Here is a 19,104-nt window from a genome sequence, read left to right as displayed (position 1 = left end):
TTGGCTTTGTTACGCGTGTGCAGTTTTATCATCGTTAATAGGTTGATAAAACCAATAACGTTAGCATTACTGCTGGGATTATTACCGAAATAGTTATCTTACTGCTACTAGCTATTACACAAGTTGATGTTAACATGCATAAAAACCGAATACACAGAGGATATTGTATGACGTCATGGATGAAGTTTGCCTCGCTTCTTACACTCGCTGGGCTAAGTGCATGCAGCGCTTCCCCAACAGGCAGAAACCAATTACTGCTTTTTTCAGATAAAGATATGTCTCAGCTTGGAGCACAGTCTTTTGAACAAATGAAGAAAGAACAACCCATCAGCAAAGATGCAAAAACGAACGCTTATGTACAGTGCGTTGCAAACAGCATCACGCAATACATTCCTAAACAAGGTTTTAGTGAATGGGAAGTTGTTGTCTTTGACAGTGACCAAGTAAACGCATTCGCCCTACCAGGCGGAAAAATTGGCGTATATACCGGGTTACTTAAGGTAGCGGTTAATCAAGACCAACTCGCGACAGTTATCGGGCACGAAGTGGCGCACGTTTTAGCAGACCACAGTAACGAGCGCCTATCTCAGTCTCAAATCGCTAACACTGGTTTATCGGTTACTAGCATCGCATTAGGCGCATCAGAATACAGCCAATATCAAGGTATGACGATGGCTGCTTTAGGTTTAGGCGTTCAGTATGGCGTTATTCTACCGTATGGGCGAACTCAAGAGTCTGAAGCCGATGTTGTTGGCCTAGAGTATATGGCTAGAGCTGGATTCGATCCTAACCAAAGTGTCGACCTATGGCAAAACATGGCGAAGGCATCGGGTGGTAATCAGCCCCCAGAACTGCTTTCTACACACCCTTCGCACAGTACGCGTATCAAAGATCTGCAAGCGACGATCAAAACGCTTCCCCAATCGGGTTCTCCAAGACCAAATTGCAAAGCGTAATTTACATTTGTCTAGACGCTAAACTTCGAATACAAAAATGCCCTATCCATATTGGCTAGGGCATTTTTTTGTTTTGATTCTTGTTAAGTACCAAGAATTTGCAATGGTAGGCTTAATAGCTGATCACTAGTAGATGCAAAATACCAGATAACACCAATCAAACTACTCACTAAACCCACATACCAAACAAACGACACGACTTGACCGTATTTGTCTAATGGTAACAAGTGACTGTGGTGACGCCCTTTCCATTCGAACAGTATTTCCACACTACCCATAATCAATAAGAAACCAAACAAGGTAAGATTCAACTGATAACTCAGTACCACACCAGCAACAGCTGCTGCGATACACAATACAATACCAAGCACGCTGTTCATTGAGAAACTGATACTTTTCAGTACATGTCCGCCATCGAGAGGCAAAATTGGCAATAGATTAAACAAGTTCAATAGCGCGTTGAATACCGCAAGCCCAGCAAAGAACATCTCGCCAGTGATCCAGTACAACACCATAAACACCAAAGACAATATCAATCCGAACAATGGCCCCATGATTGAGATAACTACATCTTGCCAGCGCGTATTGATCTTCTCATCGGATAACGCTAAACCACCAAGGAACGGTATCAAATAGATGCCTTTGGTCTTCATACCAAAGTATTTCATCGCTCTAATATGGCCGTATTCATGGAACATAAGGCAAGCGATTAGAGCCAAAGCAAATTGAATTGAAAACAGCCATGAATACGCAGCCAAGCTCGCTGAGGCAAGTACGACTTTGATTAGCTTGGCACTTTTTAATGCTTTCATACCAAGCGACACTAATCCAATTAAGCTAAAACGCTTCTCAGGTTTAGGTGCTACAACGGGAGTTTGTTGCTCGATGTCTTTAGTGTCTCGGTTACCTTCGGCAATCGTTTGACCATTGACGGAGGCTTTGTAGTACATCTCAAATGGCTGCCATTGAACTGACGCCTCGACGTGACACTGCAACGTATCTTCGCCAGATTGCAACATGAATGAGTGAGTTCGAGCATTATCTTGCTCTGAGGTCGCATCCAGTTGAGACACAAGTGTATTATCCCAGAACAGTTGTTGCCAACCAGCCATTGAACCTTCTAAACGAAGCGGTTTTCCAAGAAACTCTATCGCGAGTAATTCCAAACTTAAATTCCAATTTAATGCCATCGTAAATGAAACCGTATTATGCCGATTTAGCGATTAACGGTAAACACAAACGAAGTTGTTACATATTTAAGCAATTGAACACTATTTATTCCGATAATGCGCATAAACATTCTGGTCACACCTCCAACCACAAATAAAGCATTGATTGTATGCATATTATAAATGTTAAAGTCCCGCCCCGTAAAATTATAACTTCACAAAATGATAACTCATTCTTTGACTTTACATGAAACATGAATTTAACATGTCATTTACATTGGAGCATCACAAATAAGAATGCTCAGTGTGTTTTCAACAATAAGAATGAGATTTGATGCCCTAGGAGGGTCAAGGATGAAAACAATACAACGCTCTCTCGTTTCGCTTTCTGTGCTATTTGCATGTAATTCACTTGCGGCTGGTTTCCAAGTTGCTGAGCATTCTGCCTCAGGCCTTGGACGCGCATTTTCAGGTGAAGGTGCAGTTGCCGACAACGCGAGTGTACTTGCGAGAAACCCCGCTGCAATGACCCTATTTGATACAGCCCAATTTTCAGGCTCGGTTTCTGTCGTTGATCCAGAAGTAGACATTACTCAAAACAATGTTCCAGGTTCTGGCGGGCAAAGTCAGACATCTAAAGACGTCGCTCCCCTTCAGATTGTACCTGGTGCTTACTACATTAGCCCAATCAATGAGCAATGGGCTTGGGGCATTGGTATGTTTTCCAACTACGGTGTTGCTACCGATTACCCAGATGATATCTACGCGGGTGATCTAGCTGGTGATACATCACTAATGTCTGTCAATTTAAACCCAAACGTAGCGTATAGAATCGACGACCAATTCAGCATTGGTGCTGGCGTAAACCTTGTTTATGCAGAAGCTGAACTCAACCGACACCAAGGTGCTATTTCAAATGTTACTGGTGATCCTTCGTCGACGAAGTTAATCAGTATGACTGGCGAAACATTCGCATTTGGTTGGAATGTGGGTGGCTTATATGAATTGAATGAAAACAATCGATTTTCTATCGCTTATCGTTCGGAAGTTGACCTTGATTTTGACGATGGTGATTTCAAAGATTACACCGGTGGAATCGTACAAGGTAGCGCAACTGCAACGACTGGCCGCTTAAAAATTACCTTACCTTCAATTATTGAAATATCGGCTTTCCACCAACTGACCGATCAGTGGGCTATCCACTACGGTTGGCAACAAACGGGTTGGAGCAGTTTTAAAGAACTTAAAGCCACCAGTCCAGATTGTAAAGATGGTGTGTGTTTTAAAAAGACAGAACACTACGAGGATAACAACCGCTACTCGTTGGGTGCGACTTATCAGTTGAATCAAGAGTGGACACTAAGGGCGGGTCTTGCCTATGACGAGCAAGCTGGTCAAGCAACGTTAAGTATCCCAGATAGCGATCGTTACTGGTACAGCACTGGCTTGACTTACCAATACAGCCCAGATCTTTCTATTGATGCTGGTTTTGCACTTGTACAAAGTAAAGATGGTGATTTCACGGAAACTAACGAACTGGGTCAAAAGCTTGAGTTTTCAGGTGATGCAGTAGCTTACCTATCTGCAATTCAATTGAACTACACCTTTAACTAAACGGAATTCAAACATGAAAAAGTTATTTAGTGTTTCGCTGCTTGCTTCGGCGATATTTCTTGCAGGTTGTGGTGATGACTCTTCGAGTTCAGGTGCCTCAACTGCCGTTAAATATGAGCAGTACATTCAAGATTCACTGGCTCGCACAACGAGTATTAAGTTTCATCTAAGTGGTGCGAACAAAGCGGTTCCACTGCCAAGCTTTGCTCTGATGGACACGACGGATGGCACTCTAGGATTACCAACGGGTGGTAAAGATTCGTTAACGAATCCAATTGCGGCAATGAACACAATGGATGGCTGGTCTACTTCGATGCCAATCGTTATGAATTTCGAAGGTACCGGTCTTGCCGACGGTGTCGCGACCGGCGGCGTTTACATTCTAAAACTTAGCAGTTCACTCACATCCACAACACCACCAACGGTTACAGGCGTGTTGACTCTAGGTACGCACTTTAATGTGTTATCTAGCGCTGCAACGGATGCCTTTACTATTGTATTTAAAGATTCACTCGATGCTTCAAGCGAATACGTGTTGGCACTGTCGAATGAACTGAACGATGTTAATGGCGAACCGGTAGGTATGTCGTCAAGCTATGCGGCTCTGAAATCAAGTTCAGTAACCTATACTGACGGCAGCTTAGCTCAGGCACAAAAAGTAACTCAGGGTGTAGAGCAAATCTTTGCAGGGGCAAATGCCGCTGGCAAAGTTAGCCTTGATACCAAAGACATCATCTACTCGACGTGGTTTACCACCGAATCGGTTGGCGGTTCCCTTTTCGCAACAAAAGCAGCAACAGCGACTGGGTTGGCTTCTGCGAACCTAAACGGTGTATGGAAAGGCAGTGCAAACCCTAATTCGGTTGACCTAAAAGCCGCGTACACTATGTCGTTTCTTCCTGCAGTCACATTCAAAACAGCATTAGCAAATGACACTGATTTTGATAAATACATTGGTGGCGGCGACTCGACTAAGATTGCTAAAGCCAAATTTGCTATTGGGGCGATGTACGATGCATCAAGTGCAGATGTCAATGTAAGTCAAGGGTCGGTTAAGTTACCTCACTACTTAGAAACAAGCAGCAGCAAATGGAATACTCAGCCGTTTGAATCCGCTATGCCTAGCCTAGCTAAGGTTTCAAATGCTCTAAGTAATAGTGCAGAAAAGGCGAACATGGCCGCTCAACTTATTGCTGCTGGTATTGATGCAAGTATATTAGCGACGAGTCAAACAGAGCAGCTTAAACTCATTGGTTTAAACCTGACTCTTAAAGATGGTTCAGCACTTGATAGCGAGCGAGTCATCACCAAATACTCACCTGTTCCTCAAGTTAAATCATTAGAAGACGTCGAACTCTTACTGTTTACGCCAAATGGTTCTGATCCTACTAATGTTGTGATCTACCAACACGGTATCACCTCAGCGAAAGAAAACGCTTATGCTTTCGCTTACAACCTTGCAAAAGCAGGTGTAGCTGTATTGGCGATTGACTTACCGCTCCACGGTACACGTAGTTTAGATGATACTCGTTCGGCAAACGCTGACGTGTTAGCTTATCTGAACTTGGCGAACTTACCCGTCGCTCGCGATAACGTGCGTCAAAGTGCGCTTGATGTTATGGGCTTACGCGCATCTTTAGCCGTTTCATTAAAAGCTGGGGCACTCACAACGTCTCCATTGAAGGCATTTAATCTAACTACTGGCTCACAAGTGAAGTTCTTAGGCCACTCGCTAGGTGGTATTGTTGGAACAACAGCAGTTGCAGCCTCTAACCGTACTCTCGGTAGTGTCGCAGCTAATTCGCTTTACTCATTCAGTTCAGCAGCGATAGAAAACTCAGGCGGTCAGATATCTAACCTTCTACTGGGTTCTACAGAGTTTGGCCCTCAAGTTAAGCACAGCGTTGCGTTGAGCGCTTCAACTGAATACGCAGGTTTCGCAACCGCGAACTGTGGAAGCCTCTCTAGCAAACAGTGTTACACAACGTTTGAAGCAAACGCGACCGCTGCACAGAAAGCAACTATGACAGCCGCTTTCCAACAGTTCGCTTACGCTGCACAAACTGTGTTGGATACTGTGGATCCATTTACCAATGCTGCTTATCTAGTTGCTTCTGGCTCACCTGTTCTGCCTATTTATATGGGGCAAGTACAAGGTGATGATACAGTACCAAACACTGTGGCAAACGCTCCGTTCGCAGGAACGACACCGTTAGCAACTAAGCTTGGCCTAACAGTCGTTGATTCGAGTAAGACGACCCCTGACGGTGCGAAGGACTTTGTTAAGTTCAGTGATGTTGCTGCACACAGTACGTTTGTAATACCGCAAGATACCACTACACCAACACCTTTGGACGCAGGTCATCATGTAAGCATGCAGACACAAGCTGTAGACTTCTTGATCGACAACGCGTTAACTTCAGCATCTATTACTGCTTCTTTCTTGGAATAAGAATAGTTGCAACTAAACAAATGCCAGCCTAACCGCTGGCATTTTTGTTTCTACCACCAACCAACTATCCCTAGTTAACCGTTTGCATAAAACGTTAAAACACAAATGGTTGATCTCGGCTAAAATTAATCAAGACAGAATACCGTACGACCTCTTTCTTTATTGTAAATAAAGTGGATAATAGCCCCGTAATTAATACCTAATAAATGTGAGTCCATTATGTCTTCTGAAGCTACTATGCTAGAACGCTGCCAATCTAAATGTGAACTATGTGGTTCTGATTCTTCTCTTACTGCGTACGCAGTACCGCCACACAGCCACGTAACAGTGGATCACGGCATCATGGTTTGTGACAAATGCCTTGGTGAGATTGACGAGCCTAAAGATATCAACCACTGGCGCTGCCTAAGCGACAGCATGTGGAGTCAAGAGGCACCAGTTCAAGTAACGGCATGGCGTCAACTTACTCGTCTGAACACTGAAAGCTGGGCTCAAGACGCACTTGACATGATGTACCTTGAAGAAGAAACATCAGTTTGGGCACAAATCGGCATGTCTGCTGATGATAAGCCTCTTGATGTGAACGGCGTTGAACTTAAAAAAGGTGACGACGTAACAGTAATCAAAGACCTGCCAATCAAAGGGACTAACCAAGTGATTAAGCAAGGTACTGTTATCCGTGGCATCAGCGTTGGTGACGATCCTAAGCTTGTTTCTGGTAAAACAAATGGCGGTCAATCAATGTACGTAATCGCTGAGTTCTGCCGTAAGAAGTAATGACTTTTTACTCGTAGAATTAAGAAAGGCGCTCAATTGAGCGCCTTTCTTGTATCTATAATCTAACCATTCTTAATTTAGTTATTTCTCAACCAAACATCTTGGTTTTTAGGTGCTTTCTTCTTTTTCTTCTTGCCAGTTCCTGCTGGTGGCGCAACCGGTTTTAATGCAGCAACAAGTGCAGCGGTTGCTTCTTCATCCACTTCAAAGCCTTCGATTTGCTCACGCTCAAGACGAATTTTGTTCTTCTTCTCGATGATTGTGAAGTGATGGTAGTCTTCGTGATCGATCAAAGATAATGCTAAACCAACCTCACCTGCACGACCGCTTCGGCCAATACGGTGCATGTAGTCTGATGGACTACGTGGTAAGTCAAAGTTGATAACTACAGGAAGCTTTTCAATATCCAGACCACGAGCTGCGATGTCTGTCGCGATCAGAACGTCAATCTCGCCAGATTTAAAATCTTCTAGGATACGAGTACGTGAACCCTGACCTTTATCACCGTGGAATACTTCCGCAATGATACCGCGCTTGTATAGCTTGTCTGCCAAATGTTCACAGCTGTTCTTCGCATTCACGAAGATCAGAGCTTGGCGCCATTCGTGTTGCTGAATCAGGTGCGCTAACAAAGCTGTCTTACGACCTTTCTCTACTTCGAATACTCGCTGAACTAGCGTGCTCGCATTGGCACTTTGAAGTTGGACTTCAATTGGGTCGTTCAGTAATTCGTGAGTCAACGTTTTAACTTGCTCAGGGAAAGTCGCAGAGAACAACAGAGTTTGCTTCTTGCTTGGCAGCAGCTTCAAGATCGCGTCGAGCTCTTCGGTAAAGCCAAGGCTCAACATACGGTCTGCTTCATCAAGCACTAACGTTTTTACTTTATCGAGTTTGATAGCGTTGCTGGAGATTAGATCAAGCAAACGACCCGGCGTTGCCACCAAGATGTCTGTGCCGCCACGTAACGCTTGCATCTGAGTGTTCACCGATACACCACCGAATACACAAACAGTTTTGATTGCACCGTTGAAATGTACTGCGTAAGACTTAACGCTATCGGCAACTTGCTTAGCAAGCTCACGTGTAGGAACCAAGATAAGGCCAGAAACATAGTTACCTTTGCCTGAACGACGGTCCAGAGGTGCATCTTCATGGATTTGTTGTAACAGTGGAAGTGCAAAGGCTGCGGTTTTACCTGAACCTGTATTTGCGCCTGCAATTAGGTCGCGTCCTGCTAACACACTTGGAATAACTTGCGCTTGGATAGGCGTTGGCTGTTGGTATTCAAGCTCGGTAAGACGAGCCATCAAAGGAGAGATTAAGCCAAGATCAGAGAAGTTGGTTGGTGTTGTGGTGTTAGTCATTAATTGCAGGAACTCAAAGCTAAAATAATAGCGCGCTATATTAACGTATTTCAGCAGTATTACGTAACTAAATCGCCCCTTTCTCTCGTGTTTTAGCAATGAGCCCCCACTACAACACATCCAGTATCAAGTTATCGCAAGTTTAATTCAGCCATCCTGCTACCGTTTGTTCCGGTGTATACGAGTTAGGTTCGGTTAACCACACGGCTACTGCATCTGGTGTGGCGACTAAAGGAGAGAAATCGATATTGAATTGCCATTCAGACTCACCACGTCGATAGCCGTCATAAACCACGATAAAATCGTGCTCAAGTTTCTTACCTCTGTTCTCGCCCGCTTCAACGCTGGTGACTTCGTTCATCGCCAACAAGGCAATATGAGCGACATAATCACCTTTGCCTTCGTAATGCACGCTGAACGTATCGCCTTTATGGTTCACTGTTAATTTAGGATTAATTTGTTGTTGGAGCGATGGCAAGGTTCTGTCTAGCCAATTAAAGTAACCACGCCACTCTTTTCCATCGACGATAAAGCCCGGGGTATAAACACCACTTGTTACCCCATAAGCTTTGTACAAGCGTTGCTTCTGACTGAATGCCTTGCTCGCGAACTTATCTCCCCATCCTAGGTAGTCCCAGTAATCGACGTGATAGGCGAGCGGAATGACTTGTGTCCAAAGTTTAGGGTGGTCTTCAAAAGTACTAAGGTAGGCATCAGCAGGCGGACAACTTGAACAACCTTCAGAGGTGAACAGTTCGATAACCTGCGCAGGTTGACCTTCATTACTCCAGGTTTGTGCAATCGACACAGAAGAGTAAAAGCCGATCGGTAAGGCAAGTAAACAGAGTTTAATCAATGATGAGTTGCGGTTGGCGTGTGACATACCGTGATCCTTGTACGAAGCGAATTTACTGGCGCTCAAATACAGACCGTTATGCCTAAGTATTTCTTTCAGGTGATGAGTTTTCAGGTGCTTAGTTTATTTCAAATGCTTAGTTTCTTTGAAATACACAGCTTATTGCAGATACAAAAACGCCAGCTTCAGAAGCTGGCGTTTTCTTAAAATTCTTTATTTTTACATGTTAACGCAGAGATTAACGGTTAATACCGATATCGCGTTGCATGTGACCAGATAGGTCGCTTGAGTAGTAACTACGTGGAGAGTTGTCTACAAAAAGAATATCGAAAATGTGTGCAATCAATCCTTTGAAGTTAACCGAGTAGGTCTTCTTATCCATAGAGTTAGGAACAGCGATAGTATTCATTTGCATTGCTTGAGCCATGATTGCCTCTCTATAAATTTGTTTAAGTGGTTCGTTCTGATGACAAGAATAATAGGTGATTTTTTACACGTTAAAAAATGACTAAATTTGGGCATTCAGATTAGTTTTTCTAATAAAACAAACCATTAACAATGAGTGGAAATACATATTCACAAATGGTGACTATAAATTCACAATGGCGTTAAAATCATGCATTTAGTACAAATACCCTTCAAATCACAGTGGCCAACGTCACAGAAATTTTACATAAATAAATTTCCCACTTCATCGGCCACGTACCGATTATAAATTTTTCGATAAGTTATATTTGTTTCTAATTCACTTGTTCAATGTCTGGCTTCTTCGCATAAATCGACGCTATAACCGCAACCGTCATAGTAGAAATCAGCACCGCTAACGACCAATACGTTGGGATAGCCCATTCGCTGTCGACCAGTAGCATTTTCACACCAATGAAGACCATGATGAACGCCAATGCTGGCTTCAAGTAGATGAACTTATCCATCATGCCTTGCAGAACAAAGTACAAAGAGCGAAGGCCAAGTAGCGCAAATACGTTTGCAGCAAGTACCAAAAACGGTTCTTGTGTCACCGCAAAGATAGCTGGAATAGAATCCAGTGCAAACATCACGTCCATGACGGCAATCGCGCCAATCACCAACATCATTGGAGTAAATGCCCATTTAACGCCCTGTTTAACCATTAACGCAGGACCATGGAAATCCTCGGTGACAGGCATGATTTTACGAAGTAGCTTCTCAGGAAGAGTGTTAACACTCTCTTCTTCGCCCTTGTCTAACGCCAGTTTAATACCAGTACCAATCAAGAACGCAGCGAACACGTAAAGTACCCAGTGGTATTCCGCCAATAGCTGTGCGCCTAGTGCGATCATAATTGCACGAAGTACCAATGCACCAATTACGCCCCAAAGAAGCGCACGTGGTCTTAGATGCTCAGGAACTTGGTATTGAGCAAAGATCATCGCGAAAACAAATAGGTTGTCTACACTGAGTGATTTTTCTAGCAAGTAACCCGTAATGAATGACACGGTTGCTTTTTGCGCTGTGTAGTCACTATTTGGTGCATAAATGTCCCAGAATAAGTAAATAGAACCAGCAAACAAAAATGCAAGTACAAACCAAAAAACGCTCCAGATTGCCGCTTTTTTAATTGTGACGTTCCCACCACGAGTCTGATAGATATCAATAGAGACGAGAATCACTGTTAGCAGGAAAAAACCCGCATAAGTCGTCATGATTGGCGATGAAAAAAAGGATTCACTATTTGTAGATAATAGAGATTGAGTTGAGTTCATTATTCCTCCGGGCGGAAGAACTTTACAAAGACCTTCCGCAAACAAAACATATCAAGTTCCACGACGGATCTTGATTGTGATTGCGTTGGTCTCGTTGAAGTGAAATATGGGATTTCACCTTTACATACCGGATAGGCTCTTAGCCTAACGAGATGACGACATGTAAACTTGCGCTAACTACTCCCCAAACGCGTGGATAATATTCCCCTATTTGTGTTTCGTCTATTAAAATTTGCACTAGAAATACAAAAAAGGAGCAAATGCTCCTTTCTTATTGATGCCACCCTGTCAAATAGATACTCGAATTGATTCTAAGAATAAATCCGCTAACCAAATTCACGATGGCACTGCGTAGTTACACTGCAAAACGATCAAGTAATAATTCTGCGCAAATTACTATCTTGCGTAAATTACAATCCTGCAGTCGGTATCAAATACACTAACGCAGACCAAACCGATACCCAACCAACCACCGCTACTGCATCTAACCAATCTTTCTTATCCATGCTTATCTCCACAAGAAGTGTGACCTGCAGGAATAAAGCATAAACAATGCCAAATTTATAAACAGCTAGAACTAATAATGTTAAGTGCAAGCATTGACGCTGGCTATCTAAAACACTCCATGCAATTCAGCGGTTCATTGTGTTTAAGAGATTCTGGGTATTCTTGCAAGAACTCAATAAAACAGTCTGCCATAGAATCGGTCGTCACCACGCCATCACCTATCATATCTAAGACGGCGTTATAGCCCTCTTTTCCTTTCATGGTGTAGGCTGACGACGCGCCTCGGTAAATTCGGTCGCGAGACACAGGCTGCCAACCGGATGTTTCAGAGTGTATTTCTAGATGATGAATCCTATGTCCTAAGGGTGCTTCTTTGTGATAACAAAATCTCAAGTTATGAGTATAAGGAAAGCTGCCAGAACCCGTGCCCACAACACCATTATCCAATGCATTGTTGATTGCTCCTTCGAGCATGCCTGCGATCGTTTCACCTTTTACGTCATACACACCAATGGGTACGGCAAACGGTAGTAGTTTTCCGGCAATATCGGCAACGGATACATCACCACTATTGAGTGAATTTCGCACTCCACCAGAGTTGTGGATAGCAAACTCAACTTGATGCCCTTTCTTATTCATCAAGTAGTGAAATGATTGAGCAACCAACGGAGCAAGCTGACTTGGACCTTTCTCATCTGGGATCCGAATATGGCGCAGTGTTGTATCGGCATGAGCAATAACTTGTTGTTGAAGTTTTCGAACTCTCGGCTGGTATTTATCCGTCAGAATGCTCTGCAGCTCAGGATCTTTCTTACACACTGCAATATTAGGGTGATTATTCAAAAACTCACACGCCATATCATGAGCGTCGTCTTGCCCTACTTCACTTAGCTTTGCATCTATAAACAGTCGACGGCCTAACAGCAGTTCGTTTTTACCGTTAAAGTGAGTCACTTTGCCTTCAGCATCGAACTCGATTTCGCAGTGTCCTAAGCTCATGGCGTGGAAACCCGCTTGCACAACATAGGTGTCACCGACTTTCACACCGTAGTCATCGTCTTTGACTAAGCCAATATCAGAGAAATCACCTTGTAAGCGATGACTATGACCACCAACTATGACGCCAATACCTGTTACGTTGGCTGCTAACTCTAAATCAGCTTCGTAACCAAGATGGCTAAGTAACACAATCTTGTTGATGCCTGCTTGATGGATTTGCTCAATGGTCGCTTTTGCGGTTTCTAAAGCATTTTCAAATGGTGTATCGATATCTGGATTAGCAATGCCTGCCATCTTATCGATGCTTAAGCCGAATATTGCAACCTTCTCGCCATCAAACTCTTTCGTTATAAAAGAAGCACTTCGCGTTTCAGTCAGATAAGGCTTAACAATTTCGTTGTCCGCTAAGGTATGAGTTTTATTGATATCCTCATTCGATAGATTCCAGTTACCGGCCAACAGTGGAAATTTGATTCTTTTCGCGAAGATCGCAACGGGCTCATTACCCATGTCTAACTCGTGATTTCCGAGCGTCATTGCGTCAATATTAAGGGCATTCAACAGATCGGCGTTGGCTTTTCCCTTGAATAAAGAGAAGTACAAAGTCCCCTGGAAGCAGTCACCAGCGTGTAGGAACAGGGTTCCAACCTTCTGGCGATTAGCATCTTGTTCAATTTGTTTAAAGCGTGTTGAGATTCGAGCAAAGCTACCAGCACTGACATAAGGTTCAATGATGTGGTTGTTCATTTTAAGTGATAGCTGTAACGAGGTTGGTTCAAAGTATGAGTGGGTGTCGTTGATGTGTGCCAACACTATTTTTGTCGGCTTATTCTTTTTAGTCATATTTTCTTCTCTCTTTGTCCCTTCATACTAGGTCGAGAATCATGACAGAATCGTGAATTTTATGAAACTGCACTGCAAAAAAATTCTCGAGATAGATCAAAAATCCCATTTTGAACCGTATAAATAAACAACGGGTTTTGTGACAGGTGAGCATACCGGATTGGTATTTTTCGATTATGATTAAAGATATCTGTTAGCTTTCAAACAATTAGCAGAGCCTTCCGTTAGGAGTAAGCCTATGCAACTAGAAAGAATCGAGATTTCTGGCTTTCGAGGTATCAAGCGCATGTCTCTTGCGTTTGATGAGCTAACCACGCTTATTGGTGAAAATACTTGGGGTAAGTCTTCATTATTGGATGCCCTTTCCGTCGTTCTCCCTTCAGACGGAGTTCCATATCACTTCGAAATGACTGATTTCCATGTCGATTACTCGGTTTCACATCCACAGTCTCAACACCTTCAAATTGTTCTCGCGTTAAAAGCCAACGATAAAAGCGAGCTAAATGCAGGACGTTATCGCAAACTCAAACCGGTGTGGGTTCAAGACGAGTTTGGTGTTTTTCGTATCTATTATCGAATCAGTGCCACGTTAGAACAATATGAAACGACCACACACTATGCATTTTTGGGGTTGGACGGAAACCCTCTCAAGCTTCATCACTCAGAAAAGCTCGCTCAAGAATTAATGACGTTACACCCTGTAATTCGTTTGAGAGACGCAAGGCACTTCGATCGCCCTTTCAACGGCAATTCACTTAACCACAATGCTCATCTACCGGGTAATGTTCACACTAACACCGTTCATGCTAGTAACGGGCACGCTAATAATGTGAGTGGAAATGGTAACGGCCAGAGTCAAACAACCAATGGTAATGGCAGCAATGGAAACGGAAATGGGCGTCAGGCAAGGATAGAAAAGCGGATCGACAACACCTGCCGCCGCCTTATGGCGATACCCGGACATGTTAATAAAGGTGAAATGCGCAGTAGTCTTGAGTCGATGCAAAGCTTAATAGAACACTACTTCTCATTTAAGAGTGTCTCACGTAAAAATCCGAGAAAACCGCGTGATGGGTTACTTTACTCAGCTGGTGCGAACGACAAGAGCATTCATCAATTGGTCGAAGAGACCAAAAACAAACAAACTCGCTTATTATTCATGGGGTTGCTTAATGCCTATTTGCAAGCAAAAGGGCCAAATGACTTAAGAAGATGTGCTCGCCCTCTTTTGATCCTTGAAGATCCAGAAGGTCGATTGCACCCAACGCACTTGGCAAGGGCTTGGAGCTTGATGCAAAAGCTGCCCATGCAAAAAATCCTGACCACCAACAGTGGCGATCTACTTGCTGCTGTGCCGCTTCAATCGATTCGTCGTTTGGTACGTCAGTCAGATAAAACCATAGCCAACCAGCTCAATGTGAACCACTTCAGCAAAGATGAACTTCGTCGAATTGGTTTTCATATTCGTTTTCACCGGTCCGGCGCTCTGTATGCTCGCTGTTGGTTGTTGGTAGAAGGTGAAACCGAAGTCTGGTTGTTTAACGAGTTAGCCAACCAATGTGGGTATAACCTTGCTGCGGAAGGCGTTCAAATTATTGAGTTCGCGCAGTCTGGTCTTAAAGCGCTCATTAAAGTAGCGCAAGAGTTTGGCATCGATTGGCACGTGGTGACTGATGGAGACGCTGCTGGTAAGAAGTATGCGGCGACTGTGCTATCTAAACTTGGTAATGATCAAGAACGACATCGCCTCACAGAACTGCCTGATAGAGACATAGAGCACTACTTGTACATGAATGGGTTTGAGAACTTTTTCAGAGACATGGTTAAGATTCCTTATGATCACCCTATTCCAGCGAAAAAAGTTGTGGCTAAAGTTCTCAAGAAACACGCAAAACCAGACCTGGCTTTAGCGATCGTGTCTCATTGTGAGAATCAAGGACAAGACTGTATTCCATTGTTGTTGAGATGGACTTTGAAACGCGTGATCACCATGGCAAACGGAAATACCTAGCTTCTTGCTTATCTGATAAGTGCTATTAGTTCTTCTGTTGATAATTTCTTGAATTGATTAAGAAACCAAAAAAGGCACACCAAGTGGTGTGCCTGTATAAATCGATATACAAATTAATTGGGGGTTATCTTGCAAGAGTTCACAGTGACTAAACTAAGGTTAGGTTAACGAATTAAGGCTAGGTTAACGAATTAAGCCTTGGCTTGCTTAGCGTGTTGTTCAACCGCTTCCGAAGATTGAGTCGATTTTTCGTGAAGCCAAAGCCCCGTTGCTTTCATCAAGTATCCAAAGACACCACCAAGCAGTAAAGATGGCACGACAAGTTGCCAATCGCCGCCTGCTGCAAACGTCGCGCAGCAACCAATAAAGGTCCCTGGGATATAACCTAGCCACGCTTGTTTGGCTTGAATACACATAAAGAAAGCGACAATAGCGGTAATCATATAGCCTAAAATCTCTAACCCTGCGAAGGTTGAGCTTTCGATAATCACCATTGCCCAGAATACACCTGTCATGTTGGTCAGTAAGCTGCCTGCTAGTCCTTTAACACCGCCCGTTGGCGAAGCAAAATAACTTGTGCAACCTAAGAAACCGGCCCATGACAGCAAGCCGAAAGAGATAGCTATCCATCCCCATAGACCTGACAAAATACCTGTTGTTAATGAAATCGCGACTAATGTACTCATACTATTTCTAAAGCCTAATTACGAAATTCATCGCACCGGATTTAGCCTCACTTAAAATCAAGTAAGCATATTATGGGAAGAACGCCTTCTTTTAGCCGATCATGATCACATTAATAATGTACACGAATGTGCATTTATCACCAGATAGAGACCGGAATCGCTTATTCAACACATTGGGTTATAAGGGGCTGTTAACCTTTCGAGCTTTATTTTGCAGCTCTTGTGGGAAATTTATACAAGGCAGAGGCTTTGATGTGTAGTTAGCCTACATGAAAAGGCGATAACGCAGTAGAAATGAACCACAAGGACTGCCCGAAGGGTTCGGTTAAAATCGCTTTATGCTTTGTTGAAGAATATTTGCTTAAAATGACTAGGCTACATACTCTTCGCCGCGCCTAAAACGATTTTACCTCGAACAAAACTTAACCACGAAAGGTCAACAGCCCCTAGCCTTTATCAAATTACCGTTATAGAACCGACGGCTTACCTTTCATCATGCGCTTGCCTTCTCGCTTAATACATTCAGCAAGTGGGTTTTCTGCCATATCAGCACGCCAAATAAACGAAAGCGTACGTTCCATTTCAAGCTCAGGAACATTCAAAGTAACGAGCTGGCCAGATTCAACAAACTGCTCGACATCGAGATAAGGTAAACACGTTAAATATGGGCCGTTTGCTACCAAACTTCTTAAAACAGGAACGTGTTCATATTCTCGCCAAACATCAAGATCACCAATTAAATGATGAATAGAGCTATCAAAAACTTTGCGAGTACCTGAACCATGTTCACGCAATACCCACTTCGCTTGTTCTAGTTGCGCCAAACTGACACGTTCACGCTTTGCAAATGGGTGATGAGCCGATGCAACCACCGTTAAATGGTCGGTACACCACACTTCTTGATGAACTCGGTTATCGTCGCAGCGACCTTCGATAACGCCAAGGTCATATTGGTAATCTAATACGCCATCTATAACCGCATCGGTACTTTGTACACCAAGCGAGATTCGCATCTCAGGAAAGTCGTTATCAATAATACTGATGAGGTCTGGAACCAGGTGTTCTGCCGGGGTTTGGCTCGCACCGAGTTTGAGCTCTCCACTCAATAAATGCTGCTCGTAAAACCCCATTTCAATTTGCTGTGCATCTTGCAGTAAACGCTTCGCTTTTGGCCTAAGCCACATGCCCCAATGAGTGAGCGCCATTTGCTTGCCCTGCCTTTCAAACAAAGGCCTGCCGAGCATTTTTTCCAACTGTGCAAGAGACATACTTGTCGCCGACTGAGTCAATGCAAGCCTATCAGCTGCCTGACTTACGCTTCCCGAATCTGCTACCGCGTCAAAGACGGCGAGTTGCTTTAATGAATAACGCAAAATCTATCCTTAATTCTTTTAATAACTTATGTCCTGCTGCTCGTTTTTTGTTAAGCCGATGAGCAATCAATTTCATTCTACGCCTAACCAAATCTATATCAATATTTTTGATGTGGTTTCTAAAAATTATCAATTTTACCTCTACCCCTCAACACCCTAATCTGGAATGGCAGGACACAACGAGCCCTGCAAAACATTACTGATTAACCATTACGGATTAACCAAGTCATTAACACTAGGAATTACACATGACGGATTGTTCAAGGGGGGGATATGGCAACCAGCACTTCTGAAAATCAGCAACTGTTCTCGCCAACAGAAATGATGGCGGAAGCCGAGAAATTTGCATTAAGCAAAGCAAATAAAACCAGCAGCATGACATTGAGTTTGGCAATCATGGCTGGCGCATTCATTGGGCTTGCTTTTTTATTCTACATCACGGTGACCACAGGTAGCGCTGATGCAGGATGGGGATTAAGTCGCTTAGCCGGTGGTCTTGCATTCAGCATGGGGTTAATCCTGATTGTTATTTGTGGTGGCGAGCTGTTTACCAGTTCGGTGTTATCAAGCATTTCATGGGCTAATAAGCAGATAACCTTCACCAAGATGCTGTCTATCTGGGGCAAGGTATATGTTGGCAACTTTATCGGTGCCATGTTCCTACTGGCTTTGGTAAGCGCAGCAGGCTTATATCAACTGGATGGCGGGCAATGGGGCTTAAACGCTCTAAACATTGCTCAACACAAGCTACACCACAGCCCTGTTCAAGCTTTCGCTTTGGGTGTGCTTTGTAACTTACTAGTTTGTTTAGCAATTTGGTTAACGTTCAGCTCAGCTAACGCCATGACTAAAGCCATGATGACCGTATTACCCGTTGCAATGTTCGTTAGCTCAGGCTTTGAACACTGTGTGGCGAATATGTTCATGGTTCCATTAGGCATCACAATTCAAGCATTCGCACCAGAGAGTTTTTGGATGCAAATTGGCGCAACATCAGCCCAGTATGCAGACCTGAACATCATGAAATTTGTCACCGCAAACTTAATACCAGTGACATTCGGCAACATTGTAGGTGGTGGGGTATTGGTCGGCTTAGCCAATTGGAGTATCTACCGTCGCCCGCAGCTTAAAGCGGCAAAAATTACAGCAATAACTCAAACAACAGAAATTACGTCAGTTAAGGAAACCACTATGAACACTACAACTACTATCAAGCAAATCATGAACACTCAACCAATTACACTGAGCGTAGAAATGCCTACTTCAGTGGCGATTGATTCACTTTTAGATGCTCAACTTGTTAGCGCTCCTGTTTGCGATGTTGAAGGCCGCCTAGTAGGTATCCTCTCTGTTCACGACGTAATGGTTGACCTTTGGTGCCAAGACTACATTCCGACTAAAGGTCAAAAAGTAGTAGACCTAATGAGCCGTGACGTAGTGGCTATTGATGCAAACGACAAACTGGTCGATGTTGCTGAGTTCCTATGTATCGATAAAGAACAACTGTACCCGACAACAAGCATGGGCTATGCCACTCGCCTGACCTCTCTTTCTTTAGAAGAGCGTGCAAAAGCGATGAAAGTAAGCCAACCACATATGCTTCCAGTGCTAGAAAATGGCGTAATGGTCGGTGTGATGACTCGCACTGAAGTTATGCAAGCACTACGTCCAATCTACGGCGACCGCCTAAACGTGGTTCCAAAGGCTGAACTAGAAACGGCTTAACTAGCGACTGTTTACAAAGCAAGCGTTTCA

At 43.6% G+C, this 19,104-nt stretch carries 14 protein-coding genes; 6 read left to right on the top strand and 8 right to left on the bottom strand.

The genetic code is table 11. The annotated features are described in order from the left end of the window. The first annotated feature begins 167 nt into the window (after positions 1 to 167). Entirely contained in the window at positions 168 to 956 is a 789-nt protein-coding gene (locus ACED42_RS05805) for a M48 family metallopeptidase (RefSeq protein ID WP_012600658.1), read from the top strand. 83 nt (positions 957 to 1,039) lie between these two features. Here ACED42_RS05805 and ACED42_RS05800 read toward each other — a convergent pair whose 3' ends face one another. Further along, complete coding sequence (locus ACED42_RS05800) at positions 1,040 to 2,122, bottom strand: site-2 protease family protein (RefSeq protein WP_371701806.1); 1,083 nt, start codon at positions 2,120 to 2,122, stop codon at positions 1,040 to 1,042. A gap of 357 nt (positions 2,123 to 2,479) precedes the next feature. On the opposite strand from ACED42_RS05800, the gene ACED42_RS05795 reads away from it, so the two are divergent. From ACED42_RS05795 to ACED42_RS05785, 3 genes are all read left to right on the top strand, one after another. After that, complete coding sequence (locus tag ACED42_RS05795) at positions 2,480 to 3,739, top strand: outer membrane protein transport protein (protein ID WP_371701804.1); 1,260 nt, start codon at positions 2,480 to 2,482, stop codon at positions 3,737 to 3,739. Between the two features lie 13 nt (positions 3,740 to 3,752). Then, complete coding sequence (locus ACED42_RS05790) at positions 3,753 to 6,191, top strand: VolA/Pla-1 family phospholipase (protein ID WP_102250466.1); 2,439 nt, start codon at positions 3,753 to 3,755, stop codon at positions 6,189 to 6,191. 219 nt (positions 6,192 to 6,410) lie between these two features. Beyond that, positions 6,411 to 6,968, top strand: coding sequence for a PhnA domain-containing protein (locus tag ACED42_RS05785; RefSeq protein WP_009845316.1), 558 nt, complete (start codon positions 6,411 to 6,413; stop codon positions 6,966 to 6,968). A 77-nt stretch (positions 6,969 to 7,045) separates the two neighbouring features. On the opposite strand, the gene ACED42_RS05780 is transcribed toward ACED42_RS05785, so the two are convergent. The 5 genes from ACED42_RS05780 to ACED42_RS05760 all read right to left on the bottom strand — a co-directional run bounded on the left by ACED42_RS05780 (position 7,046) and on the right by ACED42_RS05760 (position 13,279). Beyond that, the gene (locus tag ACED42_RS05780; protein WP_029222771.1) at positions 7,046 to 8,332 is read right to left on the bottom strand and encodes a DEAD/DEAH box helicase; all 1,287 of its coding nucleotides are present in this window, start codon (positions 8,330 to 8,332) and stop codon (positions 7,046 to 7,048) included. Positions 8,333 to 8,474: 142 nt separating this feature from the next. After that, positions 8,475 to 9,215 carry a DUF1223 domain-containing protein gene (locus ACED42_RS05775; protein ID WP_371701803.1) on the bottom strand — a complete coding sequence of 247 codons (741 nt, stop codon included), beginning with the start codon at positions 9,213 to 9,215 and terminating at the stop codon, positions 8,475 to 8,477. A 211-nt stretch (positions 9,216 to 9,426) separates the two neighbouring features. Next, positions 9,427 to 9,615, bottom strand: a complete 189-nt coding sequence (locus ACED42_RS05770) for a hypothetical protein (protein ID WP_009845310.1) — start codon at positions 9,613 to 9,615, stop codon at positions 9,427 to 9,429. A gap of 313 nt (positions 9,616 to 9,928) precedes the next feature. Further along, positions 9,929 to 10,930, bottom strand: a complete 1,002-nt coding sequence (locus tag ACED42_RS05765; protein WP_135443611.1) for a TerC/Alx family metal homeostasis membrane protein — start codon at positions 10,928 to 10,930, stop codon at positions 9,929 to 9,931. A gap of 609 nt (positions 10,931 to 11,539) precedes the next feature. Continuing rightward, positions 11,540 to 13,279 (bottom strand): bifunctional UDP-sugar hydrolase/5'-nucleotidase, encoded by a 1,740-nt coding sequence (locus tag ACED42_RS05760; RefSeq protein WP_371701801.1) that lies wholly within the window; start codon positions 13,277 to 13,279, stop codon positions 11,540 to 11,542. A gap of 238 nt (positions 13,280 to 13,517) precedes the next feature. Here ACED42_RS05760 and ACED42_RS05755 point away from each other — a divergent pair, with 238 nt between their 5' ends. Then, positions 13,518 to 15,290: an ATP-dependent endonuclease gene (locus ACED42_RS05755; RefSeq protein ID WP_009845306.1), complete on the top strand. Its 1,773-nt coding sequence runs from the start codon at positions 13,518 to 13,520 to the stop codon at positions 15,288 to 15,290. 191 nt (positions 15,291 to 15,481) lie between these two features. Here the strand turns inward: ACED42_RS05755 and ACED42_RS05750 are convergent, their stop codons facing one another. Beyond that, complete coding sequence (locus tag ACED42_RS05750) at positions 15,482 to 15,976, bottom strand: DUF1097 domain-containing protein (RefSeq protein ID WP_102250468.1); 495 nt, start codon at positions 15,974 to 15,976, stop codon at positions 15,482 to 15,484. 467 nt (positions 15,977 to 16,443) lie between these two features. Next, entirely contained in the window at positions 16,444 to 17,349 is a 906-nt protein-coding gene (locus ACED42_RS05745) for a LysR substrate-binding domain-containing protein (RefSeq protein ID WP_009845304.1), read from the bottom strand. Positions 17,350 to 17,622: 273 nt separating this feature from the next. Here ACED42_RS05745 and focA point away from each other — a divergent pair, with 273 nt between their 5' ends. After that, positions 17,623 to 19,074: a formate transporter FocA gene (gene focA / locus ACED42_RS05740; protein ID WP_371701798.1), complete on the top strand. Its 1,452-nt coding sequence runs from the start codon at positions 17,623 to 17,625 to the stop codon at positions 19,072 to 19,074. Positions 19,075 to 19,104: the final 30 nt, after the last annotated feature.

This window comes from Vibrio sp. FF145 (assembly GCF_041439075.1).
In the GTDB taxonomy this organism is placed as follows: domain Bacteria; phylum Pseudomonadota; class Gammaproteobacteria; order Enterobacterales; family Vibrionaceae; genus Vibrio; species Vibrio tasmaniensis_A.
Note: the sequence above shows the minus strand (reverse complement) of the source record. Positions and strands in the feature narration are given on the sequence as shown.